The 26,941-nt window shown below is 75.2% G+C and carries 19 protein-coding genes and 1 pseudogene; 10 read left to right on the top strand and 10 right to left on the bottom strand.

Annotation, left to right across the window (positions count from 1 at the left end):
- Positions 1-205: 205 nt before the first annotated feature.
- From HOY81_RS23165 to HOY81_RS23200, 8 genes and pseudogenes are all read right to left on the bottom strand, one after another.
- Complete coding sequence (locus tag HOY81_RS23165; protein ID WP_237322610.1) at positions 206-1,321, bottom strand: inositol-3-phosphate synthase; 1,116 nt, start codon at positions 1,319-1,321, stop codon at positions 206-208.
- Between the two features lie 205 nt (positions 1,322-1,526).
- Positions 1,527-1,703: pseudogene (locus HOY81_RS23170) on the bottom strand (ThuA domain-containing protein); the annotation flags it as partial.
- A gap of 433 nt (positions 1,704-2,136) precedes the next feature.
- Positions 2,137-3,144, bottom strand: a complete 1,008-nt coding sequence (locus HOY81_RS23175) for a sugar phosphate isomerase/epimerase (RefSeq protein WP_237322611.1) — start codon at positions 3,142-3,144, stop codon at positions 2,137-2,139.
- Between the two features lie 32 nt (positions 3,145-3,176).
- Positions 3,177-4,367: a Gfo/Idh/MocA family protein gene (locus HOY81_RS23180; RefSeq protein WP_237322612.1), complete on the bottom strand. Its 1,191-nt coding sequence runs from the start codon at positions 4,365-4,367 to the stop codon at positions 3,177-3,179.
- A gap of 71 nt (positions 4,368-4,438) precedes the next feature.
- Positions 4,439-5,509: a substrate-binding domain-containing protein gene (locus HOY81_RS23185; RefSeq protein WP_237322614.1), complete on the bottom strand. Its 1,071-nt coding sequence runs from the start codon at positions 5,507-5,509 to the stop codon at positions 4,439-4,441.
- Positions 5,506-6,474, bottom strand: a complete 969-nt coding sequence (locus tag HOY81_RS23190; protein ID WP_237322631.1) for an ABC transporter permease — start codon at positions 6,472-6,474, stop codon at positions 5,506-5,508. Before HOY81_RS23190 ends, HOY81_RS23185 begins: the two co-directional genes overlap by 4 nt.
- A gap of 29 nt (positions 6,475-6,503) precedes the next feature.
- Complete coding sequence (locus HOY81_RS23195) at positions 6,504-7,997, bottom strand: sugar ABC transporter ATP-binding protein (protein WP_237322632.1); 1,494 nt, start codon at positions 7,995-7,997, stop codon at positions 6,504-6,506.
- A gap of 399 nt (positions 7,998-8,396) precedes the next feature.
- Positions 8,397-9,578 (bottom strand): ROK family transcriptional regulator, encoded by a 1,182-nt coding sequence (locus HOY81_RS23200; RefSeq protein WP_237322616.1) that lies wholly within the window; start codon positions 9,576-9,578, stop codon positions 8,397-8,399.
- 449 nt (positions 9,579-10,027) lie between these two features.
- On the opposite strand from HOY81_RS23200, the gene HOY81_RS23205 reads away from it, so the two are divergent.
- On the top strand, positions 10,028-10,252 hold the full coding sequence (locus tag HOY81_RS23205; RefSeq protein ID WP_237322618.1) for a helix-turn-helix domain-containing protein: 225 nt from the start codon (positions 10,028-10,030) through the stop codon (positions 10,250-10,252).
- A gap of 96 nt (positions 10,253-10,348) precedes the next feature.
- Here the strand turns inward: HOY81_RS23205 and HOY81_RS23210 are convergent, their stop codons facing one another.
- Entirely contained in the window at positions 10,349-10,837 is a 489-nt protein-coding gene (locus HOY81_RS23210; RefSeq protein WP_237322620.1) for a hypothetical protein, read from the bottom strand.
- A 272-nt stretch (positions 10,838-11,109) separates the two neighbouring features.
- On the opposite strand from HOY81_RS23210, the gene fdhD reads away from it, so the two are divergent.
- Entirely contained in the window at positions 11,110-12,009 is a 900-nt protein-coding gene (gene fdhD / locus HOY81_RS23215; protein WP_237322633.1) for a formate dehydrogenase accessory sulfurtransferase FdhD, read from the top strand.
- 80 nt (positions 12,010-12,089) lie between these two features.
- On the opposite strand, the gene HOY81_RS23220 is transcribed toward fdhD, so the two are convergent.
- Positions 12,090-12,983: a sulfotransferase gene (locus tag HOY81_RS23220; RefSeq protein WP_237322621.1), complete on the bottom strand. Its 894-nt coding sequence runs from the start codon at positions 12,981-12,983 to the stop codon at positions 12,090-12,092.
- Positions 12,984-13,508: 525 nt separating this feature from the next.
- Between HOY81_RS23220 and HOY81_RS23225 the strand changes: the two genes are divergently transcribed.
- The 8 genes from HOY81_RS23225 to HOY81_RS23260 form a co-directional block, all read left to right on the top strand.
- Positions 13,509-15,311, top strand: coding sequence for a long-chain fatty acid--CoA ligase (locus HOY81_RS23225; RefSeq protein WP_237322634.1), 1,803 nt, complete (start codon positions 13,509-13,511; stop codon positions 15,309-15,311).
- A 159-nt stretch (positions 15,312-15,470) separates the two neighbouring features.
- Positions 15,471-16,331: a hypothetical protein gene (locus HOY81_RS23230; RefSeq protein WP_237322623.1), complete on the top strand. Its 861-nt coding sequence runs from the start codon at positions 15,471-15,473 to the stop codon at positions 16,329-16,331.
- Positions 16,306-19,530, top strand: coding sequence for an NACHT and WD repeat domain-containing protein (locus tag HOY81_RS23235; RefSeq protein ID WP_237322625.1), 3,225 nt, complete (start codon positions 16,306-16,308; stop codon positions 19,528-19,530). The genes HOY81_RS23230 and HOY81_RS23235 overlap by 26 nt, the downstream gene beginning before the upstream one ends.
- Positions 19,530-24,566, top strand: a complete 5,037-nt coding sequence (locus tag HOY81_RS23240; protein WP_237322627.1) for an ATP-binding protein — start codon at positions 19,530-19,532, stop codon at positions 24,564-24,566. The genes HOY81_RS23235 and HOY81_RS23240 overlap by 1 nt, the downstream gene beginning before the upstream one ends.
- 108 nt (positions 24,567-24,674) lie before the next feature.
- A complete protein-coding gene (locus HOY81_RS23245) occupies positions 24,675-25,511 on the top strand; it encodes an aldo/keto reductase (protein ID WP_308341176.1) in 837 nt (278 codons plus the stop codon).
- A gap of 62 nt (positions 25,512-25,573) precedes the next feature.
- Entirely contained in the window at positions 25,574-25,729 is a 156-nt protein-coding gene (locus tag HOY81_RS23250; RefSeq protein ID WP_237322628.1) for a hypothetical protein, read from the top strand.
- A 313-nt stretch (positions 25,730-26,042) separates the two neighbouring features.
- Positions 26,043-26,627 carry a sigma-70 family RNA polymerase sigma factor gene (locus HOY81_RS23255; protein ID WP_237322629.1) on the top strand — a complete coding sequence of 195 codons (585 nt, stop codon included), beginning with the start codon at positions 26,043-26,045 and terminating at the stop codon, positions 26,625-26,627.
- A partial coding sequence (locus HOY81_RS23260; RefSeq protein ID WP_237322630.1) for a zf-HC2 domain-containing protein occupies positions 26,624-26,941 on the top strand: 318 nt, incomplete at its 3' end. The genes HOY81_RS23255 and HOY81_RS23260, both read left to right, overlap by 4 nt.

Genomic DNA, 26,941 nt, shown 5'->3' on the forward strand with positions numbered 1-26,941 from the left:
GCGCCGGCCGGCCGGGCGTCGCCGTCCACGCGCCCGCCGGGCGCTTCCCGAGGCGGGGCCGGGAACGGGTGACCGCCCACCGGGCCGGCGCCCGGGTGGTCCCGGTGGCGGGAGGCCGGCGCCCGCCCGGGGCGGGCGCCCGGGCGGAGGCCGTCCAGGGCGGTGCGGGTGAGGCGGAGGAGGCCGGGGCCCCGGCCACGGGCCGTCACGCGGCGTCCCGGAGCCGGTCGCCGAGGGCGAGCAGGGCGTGCCACTGGTGGGGGAGCGCGCTGGGCCCGGAGTCCGGGTCCTTGAAGTAGAAGCCGAGGCCGTCCACGGGCCCGGTGACTCCGGCCTGGTGGGCACGGGCGACCAGCCGGGCCAGGTCCAGGACGAGCGGGGCGGCCAGGGCGGAGTCGCAGCCCTGCCAGATGGTCTGCAGGGCCATGCGGGCGCCGAGGAAGCCCTCGAAGGCGATGTGGTCCCAGGCGGTCTTCCAGTCGCCGAGGGCCGGTACCTCGTCGATGTGGAGTTCGCCGTCCGGGAGCCGGCCGAGGGTGTCGGAGAGGACGCGGGCCTTCCCGGCGTTCTTCGCGGCGGCGGCCTCGGGATCGGTGAGGGCGGCGCCGTCGCCGCCCCCCAGCAGGTTGGTGCCGGACCAGGCGCGTACGTCCAGCGCGCGCTGGGCGAACATCGGTGCGAGGACGGAGCGCAGCAGCGTCTGCCCGGTCTTGCCGTCCCGCCCGGCGGAGGGCAGGCCGGAGCGGGCGGCTGCCTGCCGGAGCCGGGGGTGGCGGAGCCCGGCGGACGGGGTGAAGTTGACATAGGGGCAGCCGGCGCGGAGGGCGGCGGCCGCGTAGAGGGAGCTGGGCGGGAAGGCGTCGCCCGCGGGAGCGGGTTCGGTGGTGGCGACGTTGACCACGACGGTGCGGGCCAGGTCGTGGGCGCGGGCGAAGTTCCGCAGGTCGGCGGCGAAGGCGGCGATCAGCCGTTCCTCGCCGCGCGGGTCGGCGACGGCGGCGCTGCCGGGCCGTATCGCCTCGTCGGCGGCGCGTAGTTCGGCCTCGATCGCGGCGGGCAGGCCGTACGGCAGGACCCCGGCGGCGACGAGTTCCTCGGCGCGCTTGGGCAGCGGGGTGGCGGCGGTGTCGTGGCCGCCGAGCACCAGGGAGGAGAGGGCAGGGAGGCCGCAGCCGGCGAACGGCTCGGTCTCGGTGACCATGCCGGTGGGCGGGGTGAGTCCGGCGGCGACCGCCGCGCAGCCCGCGATGGTCGTGGTGCCGACGGAGCCGCGGGCCCCGATCAGCCAGACTCCGGTGCGGTCCTGGGTGTTCTCCGGCACGGCCTGCCTCCCTCGGTACGGGATCGGGTGGCGGCGGCGGGCGGGGAGTCGGCGTTCTCCCCGGCCCGCCGCCTGTGCCGCGGGCGGCCCCCCTCGGGCCGCCGGCGGCGTTCTGGGAACGGAGCGGCTAGGAGGGCTGCTCCGCGGTGCGGGGTGACGCCTTCCGGGCGGCGGGCGGGGTGCGGCCCGGGGCCTGGGCGGTGCCGGCGGCCCAGCGGACGCCGCCGAGCAGGTGCTGCCGGAAGGCCGGGCCGGCGGAGGACGCCTCGGTGTGGCCGCCGCCGGAGTGGAAGGACCGCCCGCCCTCGTACTCCCGGCACCAGGCGATCGGGTGGTCCCCGCCCATCGTGCCGCCCTGGTACGAGGACTCCTCCAGGGACGCCGGTGCTGTCGCCGCTGCCTGCTGCTGTGTGGGGCCCATCTGTTCCTCCGGTGTCCCGGCGGGCCTGCCGCCGGGGCGAGCGGTTCGCCGTGTCTGGCTGCTGAACGGGCGTCGTCGGCCGCCGCACCGTTACCGGGCGCACCGTTGCGCCGATGTGCGGGGCCTCCGGGACGGGTGCGGGACCGGGGGCTGCACGGCCGTGACGGGAGGGGCGGCCGGTGACCGGGATGACCGGTACACCTCAAGGACCGTAACCGCCTTCGTCCCCCACGGGAAGACCTTTGACGTCATCGGGCGTGACTTCATCCGGTATGGGGACAAAGCAGCATGGAGAGCGCTCCCGCAGCCGTGCGGGAGCGCTCTCGGCACCTGCCGGGGGCGCGGCCGGGCCCGCCCGCAGCGGCTGCGAGGCCGCGGGCCCGGCCGGACGCGTTCAGTCCTCGGCGCCCCCGAAGGCCGCGTCGAACGAGGCGCTGGGCGGCTCGTAGTCGTACGCCTTGAGCTTCCGCAGCGCCTCGGGCGCCCCTTGGAGCCTGTCCATCCCGGCGTCCTCCCATTCGACCGATACCGGCCCCTCGTAGCCGATCGCCCGCAGCATCCGGAAGACGTCCTCCCACGCCACGTCGCCGTGCCCGGCGGAGACGAAGTCCCAGCCGCGGCGCGGGTCGCCCCAGGGCAGGTGCGAACCGAGGCGCCCGTTACGGCCGTCCAGCCGCCGGCGGGCCTCCTTGCAGTCCACGTGGTAGATCCGCTCCCGGAAGTCCCAGAGGAACCCGGCGGGGTCCAGGTCCTGCCAGACGAAGTGGCTCGGGTCGAAGTTCAGTCCGAAGGCGGGCCGGTGGCCCACGGCCTCCAGCGCGCGCTGGGTGGTCCAGTAGTCGTAGGCGATCTCGCTGGGATGCACCTCGTGGGCGAAGCGCACGCCCTCGGCGTCGAAGACGTCCAGCACCGGGTTCCACCGCTCGGCGAAGTCGGTGTAGCCCCGTTCGACCATCTCCGGCGGCACCGGGGGGAACATCGCCACCAGGTGCCAGATGGAGGAGCCGGTGAAGCCCACCACGGTGCGCACCCCGAAGGCGGCGGCGGCCCGTGCGGTGTCGGCCATCTCCGCGGCCGCCCGGCGCCGTACGCCCTCCGGGTCGCCGTCGCCCCAGATGCGGGGCGGCAGGATGCCCTGGTGGCGGGCGTCGATGGGGTCGTCGCAGACGGCCTGGCCCACCAGGTGGTTGGAGATCGCCCAGCAGCTCAGGCCGTACTTCTCCAGCAGGCGGTGCCGGCCGGCCACGTAGTCCGGCTCGTTCAGGGCCCGGTCGACCTCGAAGTGGTCGCCCCAGCAGGCCAGTTCGAGACCGTCGTAGCCGAAGTCGCGGGCCAGGCGGCAGACCTCCTCCAGCGGCAGGTCGGCCCACTGCCCGGTGAAGAGGGTGAAGGATCGCGGCATCGTGCACTCCTCGCGGGGTCGGCGGGTGGGGTCTAGACGGGTTGCGGCTGTACGGGCGTGAGGACGCTGTTCTTCCCGGCGCTCTCCTCCACCGCGGCCAGCACCCGCTGCACCTGGAGGCCGTCCTCGAAGCCCGGCTCCGGGTCGGTGCCGTCGGCGACGGCCTGGAGCAGGTCCCGGGCCTGGTGCACGAAGGTGTGCTCGTAGCCGAGCCCGTGCCCCGGCGGCCACCAGGCGGCCAGGTACGGGTGGGAGTCCTCGGTGACGTGGATGCGCCGGAAGCCGGCCTCCGCGGCGTCCTGCGTGTGGTCGTGGAAGTGCAGCTCGTTGAGGCGCTCGAGGTCGAAGGAGAGCGAGCCCAGGGTGCCGTTGACCTCCACCCGCAGGGCGTTCTTGCGGCCCGCCGCGACCCGGCTGACCTCGAAGGAGGCGAGCGCCCCGGAGGCGAGCCGCCCGGAGAAGAGCGCGGCGTCGTCCACGGTGACGGGCCCGAGGGCGCCCGGCTCCCCGCCGGGCACCGGCCGCTCCCGTACGAAGGTCTCGGTCTGCGCGGAGACGCCGGTCAGCTCCTCCCCCGCCAGGTGCTGCGCCAGGTCGACGGCGTGCGCGCCGAGGTCGCCGAGGGCGCCGGAGCCGGCGAGTTCCCGGCGCAGCCGCCAGGCCAGCGGGAAGCCGGGGTCGACCAGCCAGTCCTGGAGGTAGGTGATGCGCACGTGCCGCAGCACCCCGAGCCGCCCCCGGGCCACCATGTCGCGGGCGAGCGCGAGGGCCGGGGTACGGCGGTAGTTGAAGCCGACCATGGCGAGCTGGCCGCGCTCCCGTGCCGCGCGTGCCGCCGTGACCATGGCCTCGGCCTCGGCCACCGTGTTGGCCAGCGGCTTCTCGCACAACACGTGCTTGCCGGCCTCCAGGGCGGCGACGGCGATCTCGGCGTGGCTGGAGCCGGGGGTGCAGATGTCGACGAGCTGCACGTCGTCGCGGGCGATCAGCGCCCGCCAGTCGGTCTCGGCGGCGGCCCAGCCCAGCCGGGCGGCGGCCGCCCGTACGCCTTCCGGGTCCCGCCCGCAGATCGCGGCCATGGCGGGGGCGAGCGGCAGGTCGAAGACCCGGGACACGGTGCGCCAGCCCTGCGAGTGGGCGGCGCCCATGAAGGAGTAGCCGACCATTCCCACCCCCAGGGCGGGGGCGTCGGCGGGGGCGGGCACGGAGATGTCGTGCGACATGGAGCTCCTCCCTGTCGGGGAAGGTCGTGACGGTGGGCGCGGCGGGGCCGGCCGGAGGCCGGCACCCGGCGTCAGCTGAATCCGGTGGGGAGGTACTCGTCGACGTTCTCCTTGGTCACCACCGCGGAGTAGAGGGTGAGCGAGGCGGGGATCTCCAGTTCGGCGAGGCCGGAGACGCCCCGGCCCTGGCCGAGCGCGCGGGCCAGGTCGATGGCGGAGGCGGCCATGGTCGGCGGGTACAGCACGGTGGCCTTGAGCACCGTGTTGTCGGCCTTGATGGCGTCCATGGCGTGCTTGGAGCCGGCACCGCCGACCATCAGGAACTCGTCCCGGCCCGCCTGCTTGATGGCGCGCTCGGCGCCGATGCCCTGGTCGTCGTCGTGGTTCCAGAGCGCGTCGAACTCGGGCTGGGCCTGGAGCAGGGCGGACATCTTCTGCTGCCCGGACTCCACGGTGAACTCGGCGGCCTGCCGGGCGACCTTGGTGACGTTCGGGTAGTTCTTCAGCGCGTCGTCGAAGCCCTGGGTGCGCTGCCGGGTGAGCTCCAGGTTGTCCAGGCCGGCGAGCTCGACCACCTTGGCGTTCTTCTTGCCCTTGAGCCGCTCGCCGATGAACCGGCCGGCGTTGAGGCCCATGCCGTAGTTGTCACCGCCGATCCAGCAGCGGTACGCCTGGGGGGAGTTGAAGACGCGGTCCAGGTTGACCACCGGGATGCCGGAGCGCATCGCCTTGAGGCCGACCCGGGTGAGGGCCTTGCCGTCGGCCGGGAGGATGACCAGGACGTCGACCTTCTTGTTGATGAGGGTCTCGATCTGGCCGATCTGCTGGGCGGTGTCGTTGGACCCCTCGGTGCTGACGAGCGTGACGTCCTCGTACTGTTCGGCCCGGCGCTTGCCCTGCTCGTTGATGGCGTTCAGCCAGCCGTGGTCGGCCTGCGGGCCGGCGAACCCGATGGTGACCGGCTTGCCGGGCTTGTCGCCGGTGGTGTCCGCGGGCTGCTGGGCGCCCTCGGGGTCGTCGTTGTTCTCGTTGCTGGTGCAGCCGGTCGCCAGCGCGGCGCCGGCGGCCGCGGTGCCGAGCAGCAGCCCGCGGCGGGAGGTGAGCAGTGGGCTGTCCGGGGAGCGGCGCGGGAGTTGTCTCATGATGTGCTTCGACCCTTCTGGACCAGGACGGCGGCGACGATGATCGCCCCCTTGGCGATCTGCTGGACGTCGCTCTGCAGGTTGTTGAGTGCGAACAGGTTGGTGATGGTGGTGAAGACCAGGACGCCGAGCACGGATCCGGTGATCGTGCCGCGCCCGCCGCTGAGCAGGGTGCCGCCGATGATCGCGGCGGCGATGGCGTCGAGCTCGTAGAGGTTGCCGTTGGTGTTCTGGCCGGAGCCGGTCAGGACGACGAGCATGAAGGCGGCGATGCCGCAGCAGAGGCCGGAGAGCAGGTAGAGCATCAGCCGCTGCCGCTTGACCGCGATGCCGGCCAGCCGGGAGGCCTCGGCGTTGCCGCCCACGGCGACGGTGCGGCGGCCGAAGGTGGTGCGGTTGAGCACCAGCCAGCCGAGCACCGAGACGACGCCGAAGATGAGGACCAGCGGCGGCACCCCGAGCACGTAGGCGCCGGGCAGCCCCAGGTCGAGCACCGCGTCGACGGTGACCACCTGGGTCCGGCCCTCGCTGATCTGCAACGCCAGGCCGCGTGCCGAGGCCAGCATGGCGAGCGTGGCGATGAAGGGCACCATCGGCCCGTACGCGATCAGCGCGCCGTTGACCAGCCCGCAACCGAGGCCGACCGCGAGCGAGCAGAAGAGGATGCCGCCCAGCCCGTACTCCTGGGTGGCCACCGTGGTCGCCCACACCGAGGCCAGGGCGACGATCGCCCCGACCGAGAGGTCGATGCCGCCTCCGATGATCACGAAGGTGACGCCGACGGTGACGACGCCGATGACGGACGCCTGGGTGAGGATGAGCTGGAGGTTGTCGGTGCTCAGGAACTGGGCGGGTTTGGTGAGGGCGCCGACCAGGGTGAGCACCCCGAGGACGGCGAGGAGCGAGACATGGCGCAGGTCGAGGCGCGTGGCCGCGGCCCGGGCCCGGGACGTGACCGGGGGCAGGGGGTCCGTCCCCTGCTTGGTCGCGGTACTCAGCACGACGGGGTTCCTTCCATGACGAGGTCGAGTACGCGGTGCTCGTCGAGCTCCCGGGCGGGGGCCGTGTGCACGACCTCGCCCTCGCGGAGCACCAGGACGCGGTCGGCGAGGCCCAGCACCTCGGGCACCTCGCTGGAGACCAGCAGGACGGCGACGCCCTCGTCCGCCAGCCGGTGGATCAGCGCGTAGAGCTCGGAGCGGGCTCCGACGTCGACGCCGCGGGTGGGCTCGTCCAGCAGCAGCACCCGGCACTCGCGGAGCAGCCAGCGGGCGAGCACGACCTTCTGCTGGTTGCCGCCGGAGAGGGTGCGGACCGGGCGGTCCGGGTCGTCGGGGCTCAGCGAGAGGTCGCGGGTGCCGCCGTGGGCGGCGGCGCGTTCGCGCGTACGGTCCAGCCAGCCGCCGGTGGCGAAGCGGGCGAGGGAGGAGACGGAGACGTTCCGGGTGACGGACTCCAGCATCAGCAGGGCCTGGGCCTTGCGTTCCTCGGGGGCCAGCCCGATGCCCGCCCGGACGGCGGCGGGCACCGAACCGGGGCGCAGCGGCGCGCCGTCCACCAGGACCCGGCCGGCGGTGGGGCGCCGTGCGCCGTAGACGGTCTCCAGGATCTCGGAGCGCCCGGAGCCGACGAGGCCGGCCAGTCCGACGATCTCGCCGGGGTGCACGTCGAGGTCGAGCGGGGCGAACTCCCCCGCGCGGGTCAGCCCTTCGGTGCGCAGCACCGGGCCGGCTCCGGCGGTTCCGGGCGCGGCGGCGCGTTCGGGGAAGGCGTACTCGATGTCGCGGCCGGTCATCAGCGAGACCACCTCGCGGGTGCCGGTGGTGCGGGCGGAGAGGCCGCCGGCGACCACGCGGCCGTCCTTGAGCACGGAGACGCGGTCGCCGATGCGGCGGATCTCCTCCAGGCGGTGCGAGATGTAGACGACGGCGACGCCCTCGGCGGTGAGGTCGCCGACGATCCGGAAGAGGTTGTCCACCTCGTCGGGGTCGAGGGCGGCGGAGGGCTCGTCCATCACGATGAGCCGCACGTCGTGGGAGAGCGCGCGGGCCATGGAGACGATCTGCTGCCCGGCCGCGGGCAGGTCGCCGACCAGGGTCTCCGGGGGGATCTCCGGGTGGCCGAGGCGGGCCAGCAGGGCTGCCGCCCGGGTCCGTGCCTCGCCGGTGCGGAGGAAGCCGTGCCGGGCGATCTCGTGTCCCAGATAGACGTTCTCGGCGACCGACAGGTGCTCCACCAGGTCGAGTTCCTGGTAGATGGTCGCGATGCCCAGCCGCATGGCGGTGACCGGGGTGGTGAGCCGGACGGTGCGGCCCTGCCAGCCGATGGTGCCGGCGTCCGGCTGGTGGGCGCCGGAGAGGACCTTGATCAGGGTGGACTTGCCGGCCCCGTTCTGGCCGAGCAGGCAGTGCACCTCGCCGGCCTCCACCTCGAGGTCCACCCCGTCGAGGGCGCGCACGCCGGGGAAGGTCTTGGTGATGCCGGACATCGTGAGCAGTGGTGCCAAGGCGGGCCTCCGTGCGTGCGGGCGGCCCCGTGAGCGGGGCCGTTCAGGGAACGGTGCCGTCGGTGTGCGGGCGCGGACGGGAGCGCAGGGAGCGCTCCCACCGCGGTGCGGCGGTGTGTCGCTGCGGGTCGCGGGCGACGGGTGCGGTGTGGCCGGGTGCGGGTGTGCGGGTGCCGGTGGTGCGCGCGTACGAGGGCCGGGGGCCGGGCGGAACCGGCCGTGGGGCCCGGCGGGATGTGCCGGGTGGTGTTCGATGCGGTGGTGCCGGGTGGTGCGGTCTGCGGTGGTGCCGGGTGGTGCGGTCTGCGGTGGTGCCGGGTGGTGCGGCGTGCCGGGTGATGCGGGTGTTGCCGGTGACGCGCCGTCAGGCCGGGTGTGCCGTCAGGCCGGGGAGAACAGGTGGTCGCTGATGAGGCGGGCGGCGCCGGTGACCCCGGCGGCCTGGCCCAGTTCGCCCAGGACGATCGGGAGGTTGCCGGTCGCCAGGGGCAGGGACTGGCGGTAGACCTGGGTGCGGATACTCGCGAGCAGCGTGTGGCCGAGCCCGGTCACACCGCCCCCGATCACCACCAGTCCGGGGTTGAAGAAGCTGACGAGCCCCGCGATGACCTGGCCGGTGCGGGCGCCGCCCACCCGGATCAGTTCCAGCGCGGTGCCGTCGCCGGCTGCTCCGGCGGCGGCCACGTCGGCCGCGGTCAGCCGGCCGGCCGTCTCCAGCCGGCTGGCCAGTTCCGGAGAGCGGCCCTCGCGGGCGGCCTCCTCGGCGTCCCGCGCGAGGGCGGCGCCGCCGAAGTAGGCCTCAAGACAGCCGCGGTTGCCGCAGGCGCACTGCCGGCCCTCGGGCTCGACCTGGATGTGCCCGACGTCGCCGGCGCTGCCGGTCGTACCGCGGTGGACCTCGCCGCCGACGACGACGCCGCAGCCGATGCCGGTGCCGATCTTCACGCAGAAGAAGTCCTGCGTGGTGCGGGCCACTCCGGCCTGCTGCTCGCCGAGCGCCATCAGGTTCACGTCGTTGTCCACCATGACGGGGCAGCCCAGCTCCTGGCTGAGCGCCTCGCGGACCGGGAAGCCGTCCCAGCCGGGCATGATGGGCGGGGCCACCGGCACCCCCTCGGGGTACCGCACCGGGCCGGGCACCCCGATGCCCGCGCCGTCGAAGCCCTCCGCGACGCCGGAGTCGCGCAGCTTCCCCACCATCGTCAGGACCTGTTCGAAGACCGCGACCGGGCCCTCGCGCACGTCCATCGGCTGGGTGAGGTGGCCGAGGATCTCCAGCTCCGGGTTGGTGACCGCCACGTCGACCGAGGTGGCGCCGATGTCGATGCCGAGGAAGCGGAGTCCGGGCGAGAGCCGGATGTTGTGCGACCGGCGGCCGCCGCGCGAGGCGGCGAGCCCGTCGGCGACCACGAGGCCGGTCTCCAGCAGGCGGTCGACCTCCACCGCCAGCTTGGAGCGGGAGAGCTCCACCTCGTCGCCGAGCTGCGCACGGGAGTTCGGCCCGCTGTCGCGCAGCAGCCGGAGCAGCCGCGCCTGGTGCGCGTTCGCGGGTCGAGCTGTCATCCGCCTCACGCTGCCCCTCCCTTCCCCGGCCTGCGGCGTGGGGAACCGTTCTTCGGACGTGCCCTCCCCGGCCGGCGCCGGCCCGCCGGGGAATGCTCGGGAAACGTAGCAGCGGTCCCCCACCCTGGGAAGAAGTCGTGCAGGAATCGATCAGACTTTTTCCTTCTCAAGGACAAAGGCTCGAGGGTGCGGGTCGCACCGGTCCCGCCGCGGCCACGCGCCGCGCGGGGAGGGGCGCAGAGGCCCGCGACCCGGAAGAGTCCTGCGTACGCAGGGGGCGGGGGCGCGTTCGCGCCAAGGAGTGGCGGATTCCCTTGTCCGGCTGCGCCACCCCGGACCGTGTTGAAGAATTACCGTGCGCGCTGAACTGACCACTCAGCGAACCGGATTGGGGGCTGTCTTGTCGCACGCGTTCGCCCGCCTGCCGCACTCCACCCTGTCGCCACGCCATGCCTGACGCGCTCGATCTGCAGATCCTCCGGCTGCTGCACCAGGGGCACACCGAGGCCGCGATCGCCAAGGTGGTGCACACCAGTTACCGCACCGTCCAGCGGCGGATCCAGCGGCTCAGCCGGGAGTTCGGCGTCGCCAGCCGCTTCGCCCTGGGCGCCGCGGCGCAACGCCGGGGCCTCCTGGACGACGAGCCGCGGGCCAGCGAATCCGTACGGGACTGACCCGGGGTACGGGCGCCCGCGCTCGGTGCCCCGCACCGGCCCGGCCGCCGCCGTCGCACCGCCGGCCGCGGCAGCCGGCGGTGCGGGCCGGGACGCTCAGGTGCGGCCGTGCCGCTCCTGGACCTCGGTCAGCGTGTCCGAGGACGGCATCCAGTCGGCGTACACCACGCGGAAGCCGGCGCGCCGGTAGGCGTCGCAGACCTGCCGGTCGTCGTCGACCACCACCGCGACCGTGCGCGCGCTCGCCAGCCGCCGGAGCAGCCGCGGTTTGGTGACCCGGGCCGGGCGCCGGTCGGTGTCGTCACGCATCCAGAGGTCCCCGGTGGGGAGGCGCTGCGCGGCGAGCCAGCGCTCCGTCGCGCTGCGGCAGCGCTCGGGGCGCCCGGTGACATAGCCGAGGTCGCAGTGCTCGGCCCACTCCCGGGCGAGGGCGATGCCGGCCGGGAGCGGCGGATCGTCGCCCGCGGCCCGGAAGAAGGCGTCCCAGTCCTTCGGCGCGCGGGCCACCAGGTGGAGCCGGTGCCGGGTGTCGGAGAGCGTTCCGTCCAGGTCGAAGACGGCCAGCGGCCGTGGCTGCTCCCCCATGGCCGTGCCTCCGTCCCCGTGCCGTCGTCACCGTCGCGGCGGGGCCGCCCGGCGGCCGGCCGCGTGGGCAGCCTACGCAGCGGGTACCGCACCCGCCAGCGCGGAGCCGGCGACCGCCTGCACGGGAGCACCGGCCGCAGGAGGCGGGCACCGTGGGCACCGGCCCGGGCACCGTGGGCGACAATGAGAGCGGACCGGCCCACGGAGCGGCCCCGGACCGGCCCGCGGAACACGCACAGACCGGACAGATCGCCACCGAGGGAAGGATCGACATGGGACGGGTCACCGAGCGGCGCCGGGTGGTACGGGTGCGGGACGGCGCGGTGTCGGAGCGCCCGGACACACTCGTCGTGGAGGAACCGCTGGAGATCCGGCTGAACGGCCGGCCGCTCGCGGTCACCATGCGCACGCCGGGGGACGACTTCGCGCTGGCCGCGGGCTTCCTGGTCAGCGAGGGCGTGCTCGGGTCGGCCCGGGAGGTGGACCGCATCGCCTACTGCGGCGGCGCACCGGCGCCCGGCGGGAGCGCGAACGGCTCCGGCACGCCGGACGGTACGGGCGCGCCGGACGGTACGGGCTCCGGCGACGACCGGTTCAACGTGGTCGACGTCGTGCTGGCCCCGGGCGTACCGGTGCCGGACGTCGCCCTCGAACGCCACGTCTACACCACCTCCTCGTGCGGGGTGTGCGGCAAGACGAGCCTGGACGCGGTGCGCACCACCACCCGCTGGCCGCTCGCCCACACTCCGGGCACGCCGCTGCGGCTGGACCACGCCGTGCTGGCCTCCCTGCCGGACCGGCTACGCGCCGCTCAGCGGGTCTTCGACCGCACCGGCGGCCTGCACGCGGCCGCGCTGTTCTCGGCGGACGGTGAGCCGCTGGACGTGCGGGAGGACGTCGGCCGGCACAACGCGGTGGACAAGCTCGTCGGCCGGGCCGCGCTGGAGAACCGGCTGCCGCTGTCCACCGGGTTGCTGATGGTCTCCGGACGGGCCTCGTTCGAGCTGGTGCAGAAGGCGGTGATGGCGGGCATCCCGGCGCTGGCCGCGGTCTCCGCGCCCTCCTCGCTCGCGGTCGACCTGGCGGAGGAGGCGGGGCTGACCCTGGTCGGCTTTCTGCGCGGCTCCTCGATGAACGTCTACGCGGGCGCGGACCGGCTGCGCCTCCCCTGAGCCGGGGCCCGCCGGGCGCCGGGCCCCGCCCGTACGGCGGGGCGGTTGCGGCCGGGGGCACCGGCGGGGTTCGCCGCGGCTCAGCCGTCCCGGTAGCCCCAGGCCGCCGCCAGCTCGGCCAGCCGGGGCGGGAGCGGCTCCTGCGCCTCGGCCTTCCGGGCGGGCTGGATGCGGCCGGACTTGATCTTGCTGCTCCAGTCGCCGATGTGCGGCCGGAAGGAGCCGTGGTCCTGCGCGCCGTACTCCAGCATGCCCGCCTCCCACGGGACGCCCAGATGGCGGCAGACGTCCCGGGTGACCCGCTCGGGCTCGGCGGTGAGGTCCTCGTAGGTGACGGTCAGTCCGTCCAGCTCGCGGCGGGCCTCCTCCAGGCGTTCGGCGTACCGGAGCACCTCGGCGTGGATCTGCTCCCGGTCGGGGTCCTTCCGGCGGTTGACCAGCGAGGTGACGACGGCGGCCGGGTGGCGCAGCAGGAAGAGGTAGCGGGCCTCGGGCCAGCAGCGGCGCAGCCGGGGCCAGACGAGCGTGTTCGGCGGGGTCTTGTCGACGATCACGTCCTTGCCGCTGCGCTCCAGCTCCAGGTGGAGGATGCGGTCCCAGAGCAGGTGCTCCAGCTCGTCCCTGTCGAGGTCCAGCTCGCGCATGGCGGCGGGGGTGAAGTCGCGGCCCATGCGGACGTGCACGGTGCGCAGGTGCATCTCGTGCGGGGCGCGGATCCGCGAGTGGCTGTTGAGCAGGACGCGCAGCAGGGTGGAGCCGGAGCGCACCGGGGAGAGCAGGAAGACCGGCGAGTCGACCAGCCGGGTGGCGCGCGGCGCGACCCAGTACGGCTCCTGCGGCCCGGGCTGCGGCCGGCGTCCGCGGTCCCCCGGGGCGGCGGCGCCCGGGCCGCCCGGCGGCCGCAGGGCTTCGGCGATCAGCCGCCCCCTGCGCCGCAGTCCCTTGCGGACGGTGTGCACGCGCGGGTCCCGCATCGGTGTTGCCCTCTCTCACTCGGTGGTTCGGCCCCCCTTCCCGGCCTTCTCCCCCCTGCTCGCGCGGTGCGCGACCGCCTCCGGTCCCGGCGCCGGCCGGTGTGCCATCCCAGGCGACGCGGGGGAACGGAAGGTGTCCGGCAGGCTACGGGAGGGCGTCCCCCGCCCGTCGGCGACGCGTCGCGGTACGGGGCGCCGCAGGCACGCCCGCGCGGGACGCGTACGGGCGTTCCCCGCCACGGGAGGGTGTGCCCGCCCGCGGCCGGGAAGACCCCCTCCGGATGCGGTACGTTACTCCGGAGTCACCCGACATCTCGCAGCTCAGGGCCCGTCTCGGGGAGGTTCGGTGCAGATCCGGGCGGTGCGCCGCAACGGGCTGGCCGGGACGCTCCCCCAGTGACCACAATTGCCCCACCGACCAGCGCGGACACCCTCCACCTCCGGCGCCGCACCACGGCTGACCACCGCGGCGCGAGCCCCGCACTCCGAGGAGCAAGACCATTGCGCGAGTTCACCGTCCCCGCCATGGCGACGGCACCGAAGGTGGGAGGGCTGGCCGACGCCCTCTACGACCACGCCGCGGAGGACCCCGACCGGGTGGCCCTCGCGCGCAAGGACGCCGACGGCCGGTGGCGGGACGTGACCGCGGGGGAGTTCCGGGATCAGGTGCTGGCACTGGCCAAGGGACTGCTCGCCCAGGGCGTGCGGTTCGGCGACCGGGTGGCGCTGATGTCCCGTACGCGCTACGAGTGGACGCTCTTCGACTTCGCGCTCTGGTCGATCGGTGCGCAACCGGTGCCGGTCTACCCGACCTCCTCCGCGGAGCAGGTGCACTGGATGCTGCACGACGCGGGGGTCTCGGCCGCGATCGTGGAGCACGAGGACCACGCCATGACCGTCGGCTCCGTCGTCGACCGGCTGCCGCAGCTCGGCCGGCTGTGGCAGCTCGACGCGGGGGCCGAGGCGGAGCTGACGGCCGCGGGCGCGCACCTCGGTGACGAGGTGGTGCACCGGCACCGGATGGCCCTGACTCCGGACACGGTGGCGACCGTCATCTACACCTCCGGCACCACCGGCCGCCCGAAGGGCTGTGTGCTCACCCACGCGAACTTCATGGCCGAGGCGGACAACATCGTCCAGCGGTACGAGCCGGTCTTCCACTCCCGGCCCGACGACGAGGCGTCCACGCTGCTCTTCCTCCCGCTCGCGCACGTCTTCGGCCGGATGGTGGAGGTCGCGGCGGTACGCGGCCGGGTCAAGCTGGGCCATCAGCCGGACCTCAGCGCCACCGCGCTGCTGCCGGACCTGGCCGCGTTCCGGCCCAGCTTCATCCTCGCCGTGCCCTACATCTTCGAGAAGGTGTTCGCCGCGGCACGGCGCAAGGCGGAGGCGGAGGGCAGACTCGGGCCCTTCGAGAAGGCCGTCGAGGTGGCCGTGCGCCACGCCGAGGCGACCGAGCACAAGGCCTTCGGCACCGGCCCGGGGCCCGGTGCGTCGCTGCGGGTGCAGCACCAGTTCTTCGACCGCCTGGTCTACGCCAAGCTGCGGCAGGCGCTGGGCGGCCGCTGCCGGCACGCGATGTCCGGCGGCAGCGCGATGGAGCGGCGGCTCGGCCTCTTCTTCGACGGCGCGGGCATGCGCATCTTCGAGGGATACGGGCTGACCGAGTCCACCGCGGCCGCCACCGCCAACCCGCCGGAGCAGACCCGCTTCGGGACCGTGGGCCTGCCCATCCCCGGCACCACGGTCCGGATCGCGGAGGACGGCGAGGTCTGGCTGCACGGCGGCCAGGTCTTCGAGGGCTACCTCAACGACCCCGGGTCCACCGGGCGGACCCTGCACGACGGCTGGCTGGCCACCGGCGACCTGGGGTCGCTGGACGAGGACGGCTATCTGACCCTCACCGGCCGGAAGAAGGAGGTGCTGGTCACCTCCGGCGGCAAGACCGTCTCCCCCGCGGCCCTGGAGGAGCGGGTCCGGGCGCACCCGCTGGTGGCCCAGTGCCTGGTGGTGGGGAACGACCGGCCGTACGTCTCCGCCCTGGTCACCCTGGACCCGGAGGCGGTGGGGCACTGGCTGGCGATGCGGCAGAAGCCGCAGCTCGGCCCGAACGACCTGGTCCGGGACCCGGATCTGGAGACCGAGATCCGGCGGGCGGTGGTGGCCGCCAACACCCGTGTCTCGCAGGCGGAGTCGATCCGCACCTTCCGGATACTGGCCGCGCAGTTCACCGAGGAGCACGGGATGCTGACGCCCTCGCTCAAGCTGAGGCGGAAGGCGATCGAGAAGGCCTACGCGGTGGAGATCGACGCCCTCTACCGGGCCTGACCGGGCACAGCGCCGGCCGCCCCGCCCGCGGTGTGCCGCGGCCCGGACGGGCGTCGCCCGGTAGGGCGATCCGCTGCCGAACGGGCGCCCGTCACCCACCGATGCGGTAACCTGCACAGTCCGTCGGCGTCGACGGAGGGGTGCTTCAGGGGGGGGCGTATGGCGCAGATCGTCGGGGTGCACGGCATCGGCTGGGCCTGGAAGTCACGTGCCGGGATGCACGACCTCTGGCAGGCGGCGCTCCGCGAGGGGCTGGAGAACATCCGTTCACCGCACGCGGCAGAACTCTCCTTCGCCACCGCCTTCTACGGCCACCTGTACAACGCGCCCTCCGGCAAGGCGGGTGGAGAACCCGGCTACGGACCCGGCGACGTGGCGGCCGGACTGGAGTACGACCTGCTGGAGGCGATGGCCGAGGCCGCGCCCGGCGAGGCGGGCGGTGCGGGCGCGTTATCCGGGACCGCCGGCGCGGAGGCGGTGACCAAGGGGTGGCCGGCGCGCGGCACCCAGGCGTTCCTGAGCGCACTGGAAGGCACCCCCTTCCTGGGCTCGCTGACCGCTTCCGGCATCATCCGGATGCTGAAGCAGGTGCACCGCTACTTCGAGGACCCGGTGCTGCGCAAGGAGGTCCGTGCCGAGGTGGCCGCCGCGCTCGGCCCGGAGACCCGGGTGGTCGTCGCCCACTCGCTGGGCAGCGTGGCCGCCTACGAGACGCTGTGGGAGCACCGGGGCAGCCGGATCGGCACCTTCGTCACCCTGGGGTCGCCGCTCGGGCTCGCCGCGATCCGGCGCCGTCTCGCGCCCACCGGCACGCCGCCCGGGCTCCCCCCGTCGGTGGACCGCTGGGTGAACGTGGCCGCCGAGCACGACGTGGTGGCCCTGAACAAGCGCCTGCGCGGCCCGTACGGCGAGGAGGTCGTCGATGAGCCCGTCGTCACCCCGCGGTTGCGCTTCCACGACTGCACCCGGTACCTCAGCAACGTGAAGACCGCCCATGCCGTCGCAGCAGCGCTCGGATGAGCGGTGGTTCGTCCTCGCAGGCGAAGGTGAGTACCCCGAGGCCACCGGCTTCGGCCGGCTGGAGGACGTGCCCAGCGAGCTGAACATGATGCGCACCGCACTCGGCGGGCTGGGCCTGCGGGAGGTTCCCCGTCCCGGGCGCGGGGAGATCCGCCTGCACGAGCTGCGGGACACCCTGCACCGATGGATGTCCGGGCTGCCCGTACCGGAGGAGGGCTCGCGGAGCGCCCGCACCCTCTTCGTCTACTGCACCGGCCACGGCTACCAGGAGGCGGGCGGGCCCTGGGGCCTGGCGCTGCCCGGTCACCGCCCCGGCAAGCCGGAGCTGCTCACCCCCGAGACCATCGCCTCGGTCGTGCTGCCGCACCGGGAGCCCGACGAGTCGCCGCCGCCCGTCGACCAGGTGATGCTCGTTCTCGACGCCTGCTTCTCGGAGCCCGGTTCGGCCGCCGGCATCCAGGCGTTCGCCTCCCGGGCGACCGCCTCCCCGCTGGACTTCGACGCCTGGGTGATCGCCACCGCACGGCGGGCGCAGGAGGCGGACCAGCTCGCCTTCGCCCGGGCGTTCCGGGACGCCCTGGCCCGCACCCGCGGCGGCGACGGCTTCCTCGAACCCCGCCGGCTCGTCGCCGCGCTCAACCGCGGTCTGGGATCCGCCGGCGCGCAGCAGGTGGTGGAGGCCGCCACCGGCAGCCGGACCTGCCGGGTGCTGCCCGACCCCGCCCACATGCCCGGGACGGCGCCCGGCTGGCTGGACGCCCCCGGGCTGCGCGCCTGGGGCCATCTGGCCCGCGGCCGGTCCCGCCGTACCGACCCCGGCTGGTACTTCACCGGGCGGGAGGACGAACAGCGCGCGCTCGCACGGTACCTGGACGGCGAGGGACCGGCCGGAGCGCTCGTGGTGCGCGGCCCGCAGGGTGCGGGCAAGAGCGCGCTGCTGGGCCGGCTGGCACTGACGGGGCACCGGGAGTGGCGGCGACTCCTCCCGCCGCTGCTGCACCGGGAGGGGCTGCCGCTGCCCGACGACTCCGTGCACGCCCTGGTGAACGCGGACGGCCTCACGCTCGGCGAACTGGTCGCGCGGGTGGGAGAGGCGCTGGGGCTGGAACCCGGTGCCGTGCCCGACGCCGACGCCCTCTGTTCCGTGCTGGAGCAACTGCCCCGCACCACCCTGCTGATCGACGACCTGCACGCGGCGGCGGACCCCGCGGAGATCGTCGAGGAGCTGCTCGACCCGCTGACGGAGTACGCCGGGGCCTCCGTGGTGTGCACCGCGCGCCCGGGCCCGCAGGACGCGGTGTGGGGGGAGTTCGCGCTGCGCGTGCTGCCCCTGGCCGCCGACCCGGAGGGCGTGCGGTCCTACGTCGCCCGGCGGCTCCGGCACGCACCGGAGCGCCCCCACCCGCCGGGCACGCCGGCGGCGGACGCCGGGGCCGACGCCGTGGGCGCCGCCTGTCACGGCCACTTCGGCGCCGCGGTGGCCGCCATGGACGCCTATCTCCACCCGCAGCGGAACGATCGGCTCCAGGCCGCCCTGACGGCCGCCGGCAAGCAGTTGCGGCGTGCCTACCAGGACCAGCTCGGCACCGGCGGCCGCCCGGCCTCCTGGGCACGGGACCTGCTCCACCCGCTGCTGGCGGCGTCCGCCTGCGGGCACGAGGGCCTGCGTACGGCGGACTGGGCGGCGCTCGCCTCCGCACGGGACGCCTCCGGCGGGCGCTACGGACCGCAGGACGCGGAGGAGGCCGCGGCACTGCTCGGCCCGGCGGTCACCGACACGGCCGCCGGCACCGGACGGCCCGCCGCGTGGCGGCTGGCCTTCCCCGAAGTCCCGGAGCTGGTGGGCAGCGCTTTCGCCGGGACCGTCCGGGACCGGCTGCTGCCCGGCGGGGAGGAGGTCCGCTGGGCGGAGGCGGATCCCGCGGCGGCCGCCCTGTTCGCGGACGCCGCCGCGCCGTTCCCCGGGGAGTACGGCGCCGCGTTCGCCTCGCCCGCGTTCTGGGCCGCGCTGCCCGCCGGCGCCGTCCGGCGCCGGCTGCACGACTGCCCGCGCCCGGCACTGGAGGCGGCGCTGCGCTCCCTGCCGGCGGGCCTCGCCCGGGCGGAACGCGCCTTCGCGCTGAAGACCGCCCTGGCCAGAGCGGGCTCGCCCGCCGCGCACCGGATCGATCCGCGCCGGTTCGGAGCGGCCGCCGACGTCCTGTGGGCCCACCGGCACGACGAGGTGGTCTCCGCCGACCTGCTGGCGGCGGTGCAGGGCACGGACGACGGCGATGCCGCCGGGGAGGCCGGGAGCACCGGGGAGGCCGGGAGCGCCGGGCCCGGCGGGCCGGCGGCCTTCCTGTTCAGCGCCCACGGCGACGCCTCGCTGCGGCTGTGGGACCTGGCCGACGGAAGCGCGCTGGGCGTCCTGGAACGCCCGCGCGGGGACGGGATCGCCACCCGGCTGGCGCCCGCGGTCGTGTGCGGCGAGCCGGTGGCGGCCGTGACCGTCGACGGCGCCGGGCTCCTCTGGCGCCCACGCTCCCCCGGCACCGCGGAACGGCGCCCGGAGCTGGACGGTGCCGACGCCTACGCCCTCCACCACGACGGCAGCCTGGCGGTCGCGGCCGGCGCCGCGATCACCGTCGGGACCTGGGCCGCCCCCGGCTCCCCCGGCCGTGTGCTGCGCACCCGGCATCCCGTACGGGACCTGGGGTTCGCCGCCGCGGACGGTGCCCTCCGGCTGCTCACGGCCACGGCCCGCGGCATCACCAGCCGGCCGGTGGACGCCGCGTCACCGGACGCGCCGGGCGAGTCGCTGCTGCTTCCGGCCGTGGGCGCCCCGGCGTTCTCCCCCGGCGGCCGCTGCGTCGCCGTCCTGGACGGCGACGGACGGCTGTACGTGTGGGAGCCGCTGCGGGACACCCCGGGCGTCCGGGTGAACGCGGTCCACGAGGGCACGGTGGCCGTGGCCACGAGCGACACCTCGGTGGCCGTGGCGACCGGCGGCCGGCGGCCGGCGCTGTGGCTGCACCCGCTGCCCGGCCGGCGGCGGCCCGGTCCTCCGCTCGGCCGGCTTCCGCTCCCCGAGCCGCCCCTCGCCCTGGCTTTCACCGCGGACGGGCACCGGTTGGCCGTCGCCGACAGCCGCGGGCTCTTCTGCCTCGACACCCGTCCCCTGCCCGGACCGCCGGGCGACCCCTCCGAGGAGGCGTGATGACCGCTGCCGAGCCCGTCCCTCCCCGTGAGGTCACCGTCGGGGCACTGATCGCGCTGGACGACGTGCTCGCCGGGCGCGGCGAGGCCCAGCGGCGGACCCCGCTCCCCGCGCTGCTCGCCCGGCTGCACGCGGAGGGCGCCGCACCGCTGCTCGCGGAGGCCGCGGAACGCGGCCTGGAGGGCCCGGCGCTGGGCCTACCCGGCTGGCTGCTGCGGGGGACCGAGCGGCACAGCCTGGAATGGCTCGTCGACCTGGTGTCGGACCCGGAGGCCGCGGCGGGGCCGCACGCGGAGCTGCTGGACGCGGTGCACGCGGTGGAGGGTCTGGACGACGCGCTGGCCGAGCTGCACGAGCGGGGCTGCAGGCCGTCCGGCGGCTCCCCGGCGCCGCAGCGGGACGCCGCGGACGCCACCGTGACGGCGACGGTGGTACGCCGCGACCCCGGGGAGCGGGACAGCGCGGTGGCCTGGACGGCCCGGCTCGCCCCGCACGGCCCCGACGGGCCCGGCCGGGGGCACGACCAGCGGGCCCGGGAGGTGTCCGGGGTGCGCCGGCGGTGGAGTTCGGTCACCCCGGCCACCGGCCGCGCGGCCGGCTGGGGAGCCGCCCCCGTACGGGCGCTGCTGGAGCACCTCGCGCTCCCCGGCCCGCCGGCCGACGCCTCCCGCGTCCAGGTCTGCGCCCTCGGGCTGCTGCCGCCCAGCCAGATCCACGACACCACGGTGGCGCTGCCCGCCGCGCTGACCCTGCTGGCGCGCTGCCTCGACGTGCCCGTGCTCCCCTACCCGTACGAGAGCGCTGCGGCGGCCGGCGCGCACAGCGCCCAGGGCCCGGTGGCGCGTACCGAGTTCGAGCCCCTGCCCCCGGAGGAGGCGGTGCTGCGCGCGGACGCCGCCGGTGCGCCCCTGGTGCACGCCGGCCCGGGCGGCTGGTTCCGCACCCTGCCGGGCGACGGCGGCAGCGCGCTGGTGGTGCCGGACCCCGGGCTCACCCTCGCCGGCGCGGCCCACGCCTACTGGGGTGAGGCCTGGGCGGCCTGGTCCCGGGACCGGCACACCGCGGCGCTGACGGAGACGGGCTGGCTGCTGCTGGACCGGGAGCGGCGGCAGGACCACGGGCAGGACCTGCCCGACGTGGAGACCGAGCAGGTGGACACCCTGCACACGGCGCTCAGCGGCCTCACCCGGAAGGTGGCGGTGCTGGGCGGCCCCTCCGGGAGCGGCAAGTCGGTCATCGCCCGCTGCACGGCCCGCCGGCTGGCCGCGTCCGGCCGGCAGGTCGTCATGCTCGCCCCGGAGAACGGCGAGTTCCCGCACCGCGACGACCTGCTGGCGGCGGTGCGGCACGCCCTGGAGGCCGGCGGGCCGGAGGAGGGGCGGCCGCGGAACGGCTGCCCGGTGGTCGTCCTGGACGGCTTCAAGCCGATGGGCGAGACCGACGTCCAGGACATCCTGCCCGCGGTCTCGGCGGAGCTGGACGTCAGCGTACTGGCCGTACTGGAGTACGACGTCAACTCCTCGCACGAGTGGCACGCGGAGGGCCTGACGGTGGTGCCCTCCATCGTCCGGCACGCGGCGATCGAGGACCTCGTGGACCGGGCCCGGCGGGCCCACCCGGAGCTGGTCGGGGGGAACGCCGCCTTCCTGGACGCGCTGGAGCGCCGTCACCACCACGACCTGGCCCGGGTGCTGAAGGGGCTCCGGCTGGCCCGCGAGGAGGGCGTGGACACCCCGGAGCGGCTGGAGGAGCGGCTCCGGCGGCCCTTCCGGGAGGGGGAGATCGGCGTCGCCGCACAGCGGCAGGCCGCGGTGGTCGCGGCACTCTCCCTGCTCGGGCGGAGCGTGGCGGTGCCCGACGAGGAGCACGCCGCGGCCCTGCAGGACCTGGGCGCGTCGGTACGCCCCGACGGGCGGCTGCGGTTCCGCAGCGTCGGCGACTGCCACACGGTGCTCGACGCCTACGCCGAGGAGGAGTACCGGGACGCGAGCCCCCGCCCCTCCCGGGACGACCTGATCGTCGAGTTCGCCGCCGGGGAGCTGGGCGCGGCGCTGCGCCGGGACCGCCGGGGGCCGCTGCATCTGCTGCGGGGCGCCCAGCTCTACGAGGACCGGGTGGCCCGGCGGCTGGCGGAGCGGCTGCTGACGGGCCGGCACCGGGCGGACTTCCGGGACTGGCTGGCGGAGGCGACGGCGGTGGAGATCGCCGAGGTGCTGCTCGCGGTGGACTCCTCGCTGCGGGACGAGACCTTCACCAGGCTGCTCGGCACCATGGTCGACCGGCTCCCCGCGGCCGCCGTCACCTCGGCACGCGCCCTGCTGCCCGCGGTCCGGGCCGTGCACCGCTACCGGAACCGCTGGGAGGACGACGAGTTCGACGAGCTCGTGGACTGCGTGGCGGAGCACTTCACCGCCGTGCTCGACGCCAGACCGAGCCGCCGGACCGGCCTCTACAGCATCCTGGAGCTGCTCAGCCGCTTCGGGGAGCCCCGGCTGGACGAGCTGGTGGCCCGGCGCGGCGGCGAGATCCTCATCGGGCTCGACCCCGAGAAGCCGCTGGACTACCGCACGGTCAACCGGGTCGAGCGGCTGGTCCGCCGGGCCCGGAACATCGTCGGCGAGCCGGAACGCGCCTCCTGGGTGCAGAACGAGGACGGCGTACGGGCGATGCTCGAACACGACCCCGACCCGGCCCGGGGCATCGCCCTCTACCTCGCCGCGCTGCTGCTGCGGATCCGCTACGAGCCCGACTACGCGGACTGGGAGACGGTGTTCGAGCGGCACCGCGTCGGCATCGGCCGCGCCCTGCACCGGGCGGACGCGCAGAGCCTGCGGTACGCCCTGGAGGACGCCCGGGAGTACAAGCTGGAGTTCGTCACCAAGCTGCTCAACACGGTGGACGGCTTCCGCGTCGCCATCCGCAACGCGTTGCGGACGGCCACGCCCGTGGAGGCGGCGTTGCTGCTGCGGACGACGAGCGAGATCCACGACATCACCGCGCGGGACGCCCTGTACGCCGGCAACGGCCTCCGCCCCGACCCGGACCTGGCCCGGCTGCTCGCCGGTCAGGTGCGGGACAGCCGGGACGCCAAGGGCGCCGGCCTGCTGCTGTCCGCGACGTCCCGCGTGGACGAGCTCTTCCTCACCGAGGAGCAGGGCTTCGCCCAGCGGCTCGCGGAACACCTCGGCGCCGGCTGGATCCGCGCCCGGCTGGAGGAGGACCCGCGGGTCTCGGTGCAGTACCACCTCATCAAGGGCCTGTGGGAGGTCCGGGCGTCCTTCCGGGAGGAGTGCCTGGACCTGTTCGTCGACATCACCGCCCGCGCGCTGAACCGCTCGATGCGGCCGTGGGGCCCGCAGGCGGCCCTGCTCATCGGCCAGGACGAGGAGTTCGGCACCCTCTTCCTCGGCAAGCTCAGCGCCCACGTCTCGGACAAGACGCTGCTGACGGGCATGACGGACGCGTTCACCAGCGAGGCCTGGCGCCACTTCCACCGGCTGGGCCGCGCCATGTACCCGGCGCTGCCCGGCATGTACCAGCAGCAGCACGACCAGAACGCGTTCGCCGAGCGGATGGCCGCCTTCCCGCTCACCGGTGCCATGCTCTGCGCGCGGGAGACCGCCCGGACGCTGGTCGACGCCGGGCGGTCGGCCGCCGAGGCGGGCCGCTGGGTGCTGCCGAGGAAGGGCGACGAGTCGCCCGAGGACGCGGGGCGGCGGCTGGCCGGCCGGCTGCACCGGGGCTGCAACACCACTCAGGTCACCGAGGTGCTGAACGTCCTGGCGCGGCTGCACCGGGGCAGCGCCGGGACCGCGCTGGCGTCCCTGCGGGACCGGCAGGTGGAACGCCGCCGCTCCCGGGTGGCGCTGCTGCAGGACCACGTCCGGCAGGCGATGTACAACGACCCCGTCGAGTGCACCCGGCTGCTGAGCGCCGTGGAGCAGGTCTCCGAGGGGGCGGGCGGGGAGGTGCTGCGCGCCGCGCAGCAGGACACCTCGGCCTGGAACGCCTTCACCCGGGAGCTCGGGCACATCCAGCACCCCACCCAGCAGTACGAGGCGGTGCGCCGGCTGGTGGCGCTCGGTCTGCGCCGGGGCGGGATGTACTCCACGTGGGTGGAGCGGCTGCGGGCCCGGCACCATGTCACGGCCACCCATGTGACGAGTCCCGCGGCCCTGCGGGACGCGTTGCGCATGGCGCTCATCTGGGACCCCGGCTGGGCCCGCGAGTTCGCGGACGCCGTTCCCGGCCGGCGGGTCGCCCGGCGGCTGGGCTACGCACGGACCGGGGACCTGCCGCACGCCGTGGAGCTGATACCGCTGCTCCACGTGGCGCACGCGGACGGCACCGCGCGGCTGCTGCTCGACGCCCTGGAGGAGCTGCCGCCCGCGTCCCTGGTCCGCTCCCTCGATCTCCGCGCGCTGAGCACGCTGCTGGACTTCACGGCCCGTCTCCGCCCGGACTTCGCCTACCGGCTGGCCCGTCCGGCAGCACGGGCCGTCGAGAGCCGCATCCGGAGCAACGTCGTCTTCGACGACGCCCGCCACTGGCAGGAGATCGGCTGGGCCGCCCGGTCCCTGCACCGGCTCAACCGGCACAAGCTGATCGCCTGCGAGTCCCCCGGCCGCGCACCGAACCTCGCGCACCCGTACGCGACCGCGTGGGGCACCCTGTGGCTCCCGCAGCGCCGCTGGTCGCGGGAGGCGCTCGGGAAGTCACTGCCGGTGATCCTGCGCCCGGAGGCGCCGGGCCCGCACGCCGCCTTCGTGGCGCTCGCCTGCGCCTCCGCCGAGGGCCGGACCGCCGAGCTGCGGGCGGAGGACGGTGCGCTGCCGGACTTCACCGGCTGCCGGCCGAGGGCGCTCACCGTCCTCCAGGGGTTCGCCGGCGAGGACCCGGTGCTGCGTGCGGAGCTGCATCGGCGGCGCGGCGCGCTGCTCGCCACGCTGGACGCGCGCACGGCCCGGAGCGACCCGTACCGGGAGCCGGCGCGGGAGTGGTTCGGCGCCGGGCGCCCGTCCGCGCGGACCGCCTGACCCGCCCGGGGTGTGGCGGAGCGGGGCCGGGAATGCGGCGGGCGTCATGATCGTTGTGACCAGGAGAACGGAAGCAGGACCCCGATCAGACGTAAGGACCGATTGCCGGTGAGCAGTGTCCCCGCCATCACCCTGAACAACGGCGTCCCGATGCCCCAGCTCGGCTTCGGCGTGTGGCAGATCCCGGACGACGAGGCCGCGCGCGCGGTCGGCACCGCCCTGGAGGCCGGGTACCGCAGCATCGACACCGCGGCCGTCTACGAGAACGAGAAGGGCACCGGGCAGGCCCTCGCGGACTCCGGGATCCCCCGCGACGAGCTCTTCGTCACCACCAAGGTGTGGAACAGCGACCAGGGGTACGACGCGACGCTGCGCGCCTTCGACGCCTCGCTGGAGCGCCTCGGTCTGGACCAGGTGGACCTCTACCTGATCCACTGGCCGATGCCGGAGGTCGACAGGTACGTCGACACCTGGAAGGCACTGCAGCGGATCCACGAGGACGGCCGGGCACGCGCGATCGGCGTGTCCAACTTCCACCCGGAGCACCTCCGGCGGCTGATCGACGAGACCGGCACGGTGCCGGCGGTCAACCAGATCGAGCTGCACCCGCGGCTCCAGCAGCCCGGCCCCCGCTCCTTCCACGCGGAGCAGGGCATCGCCACCGAGGCGTGGTCCCCGCTCGGCCAGGGGAAGGACCTCCTCCAGGACCCGGTGCTCGGCGAGATCGCGCGCAAGCACGACCGGACGGTCGCGCAGGTGGTGCTGCGCTGGCACCTCCAGATCGGCAACGTGGTGATCCCCAAGTCCGTCACCCCGTCCCGCATCCGGGAGAACCTCGACGTGTTCTCCTTCGAGCTGGACGGCGAGGACCTGCGGGCCGTGGAGGCGCTGAACGCCGACAGCCGCCTCGGCCCGGACCCTGCCAGCATGAACTGGCTCGGCTGAGCGTTACGCCGTCGCTACACCGGGTCGTTGAACCGGCCCGCGGCACGGCCTAGGATGAGCCCATGTTGTCTCTCCCGACCGGTCTCCTGCACACGCAGGGCCGGACCAGCGACGGCCGGATGACCGGCGGCCCGATGGCGGCGTGCTCCGTCATCGGCTACCCGCCGTTCCGGCTCGTCGTCCTGGGCGGATGCCACCGCCCGTCCATCGAGGGATAGGCAACGACTCTCATGTTCCGGGTCACCTAGCAGGTCGCCCGCCCCCGCGCAGCGCGCGTGACGCGGGGTGGGCCCGACGCGCAGGGCTCCCACAGCCTCGGCCGCCGCCCGTCCGAACGGGCGGCGGCCGGCGCGTTTCTCCGGCAGAATGCCGCCCGCCCGCACCCATCCGCACGGCCTCCGGCTCCGAACACCGGATGACACCCGTGCAGGAGAGGCGGCCCGGCCGCCCGGTTCCGGAGGTTCTCATGCGCCCTGCTCCACCGCCCGCCCGGACGCGGACCGCCGCGGCGACCGAGGAGGGCGCCGCGTCATGAGGGAACCGGTCGCCTGGACGGGCACCCGGCAGGCGCCCCCCGCGCTCGCCGGGCTGCTGGAGCAGGTCGCGTGCGGGGACCAGGACGCCTTCGCGGCCGTCTATGACGCGGTGGCGGGGCCCGTGTTCGGACTGGTACGCGGGGTGCTGCGGGACCCGGCGCAGTCCGAGGAGGTCACCCAGGAGGTGATGATGGAGGTGTGGCGCAGCGCGGCCCGCTTCCGGCCGGACCGCGGCAGCGCCATGACCTGGGTGCTGACCCTGGCCCACCGCCGGGCCGTGGACCGGGTGCGCTCGGCACAGGCCGCCGGAGACCGGGAGCGGCGGGCCGCCCTGCTGGACCGCACCCGGGAGTTCGACGAGGTGACCGAGCAGGTCGAGGCCCGGCTGGAGCGGGAGCAGGTGCGCCGCTGCATGGGCGGGCTGACCGAGGTCCAGCACCAGTCGGTGACGCTGGCGTACTACCGGGGGCTGACCTACCGCGAGGTGGCCGAACTGCTGTCCCTGCCGCTGGGCACGGTCAAGACCCGGCTGCGGGACGGACTGATCCGGCTGCGCGACTGCCTGGGGGTGAGCGCGTGAACGCCGCCGAACTGCACACCCTGACCGGCGCGTACAGCCTGGACGCGCTGCCGGAACCGGAGCGCGCGGAGTTCGAACGGCATCTGGCCGGCTGCGAGCCCTGTGCCCAGGAGGTCCGCGAACTGCGGGCCACCACCGAACGGCTGGGGCTGGCGGCCGCGGCGCCTCCGCCGCCCGCGCTGCGGCGCCGGGTGCTGGAGGCGGTCCCGGCCGTGCGCCAGGAACCGCCGCGGGTGGCGCGTTCGCACCGCCGCGGCAGGGGCGGTCCCGGCGGCACCGGCCGCGGGGCCCGGCTGCTGCCGCGCCTGGCGCTG

This window comes from Streptomyces sp. JJ36 (assembly GCF_021696945.1).
In the GTDB taxonomy this organism is placed as follows: domain Bacteria; phylum Actinomycetota; class Actinomycetes; order Streptomycetales; family Streptomycetaceae; genus Streptomyces.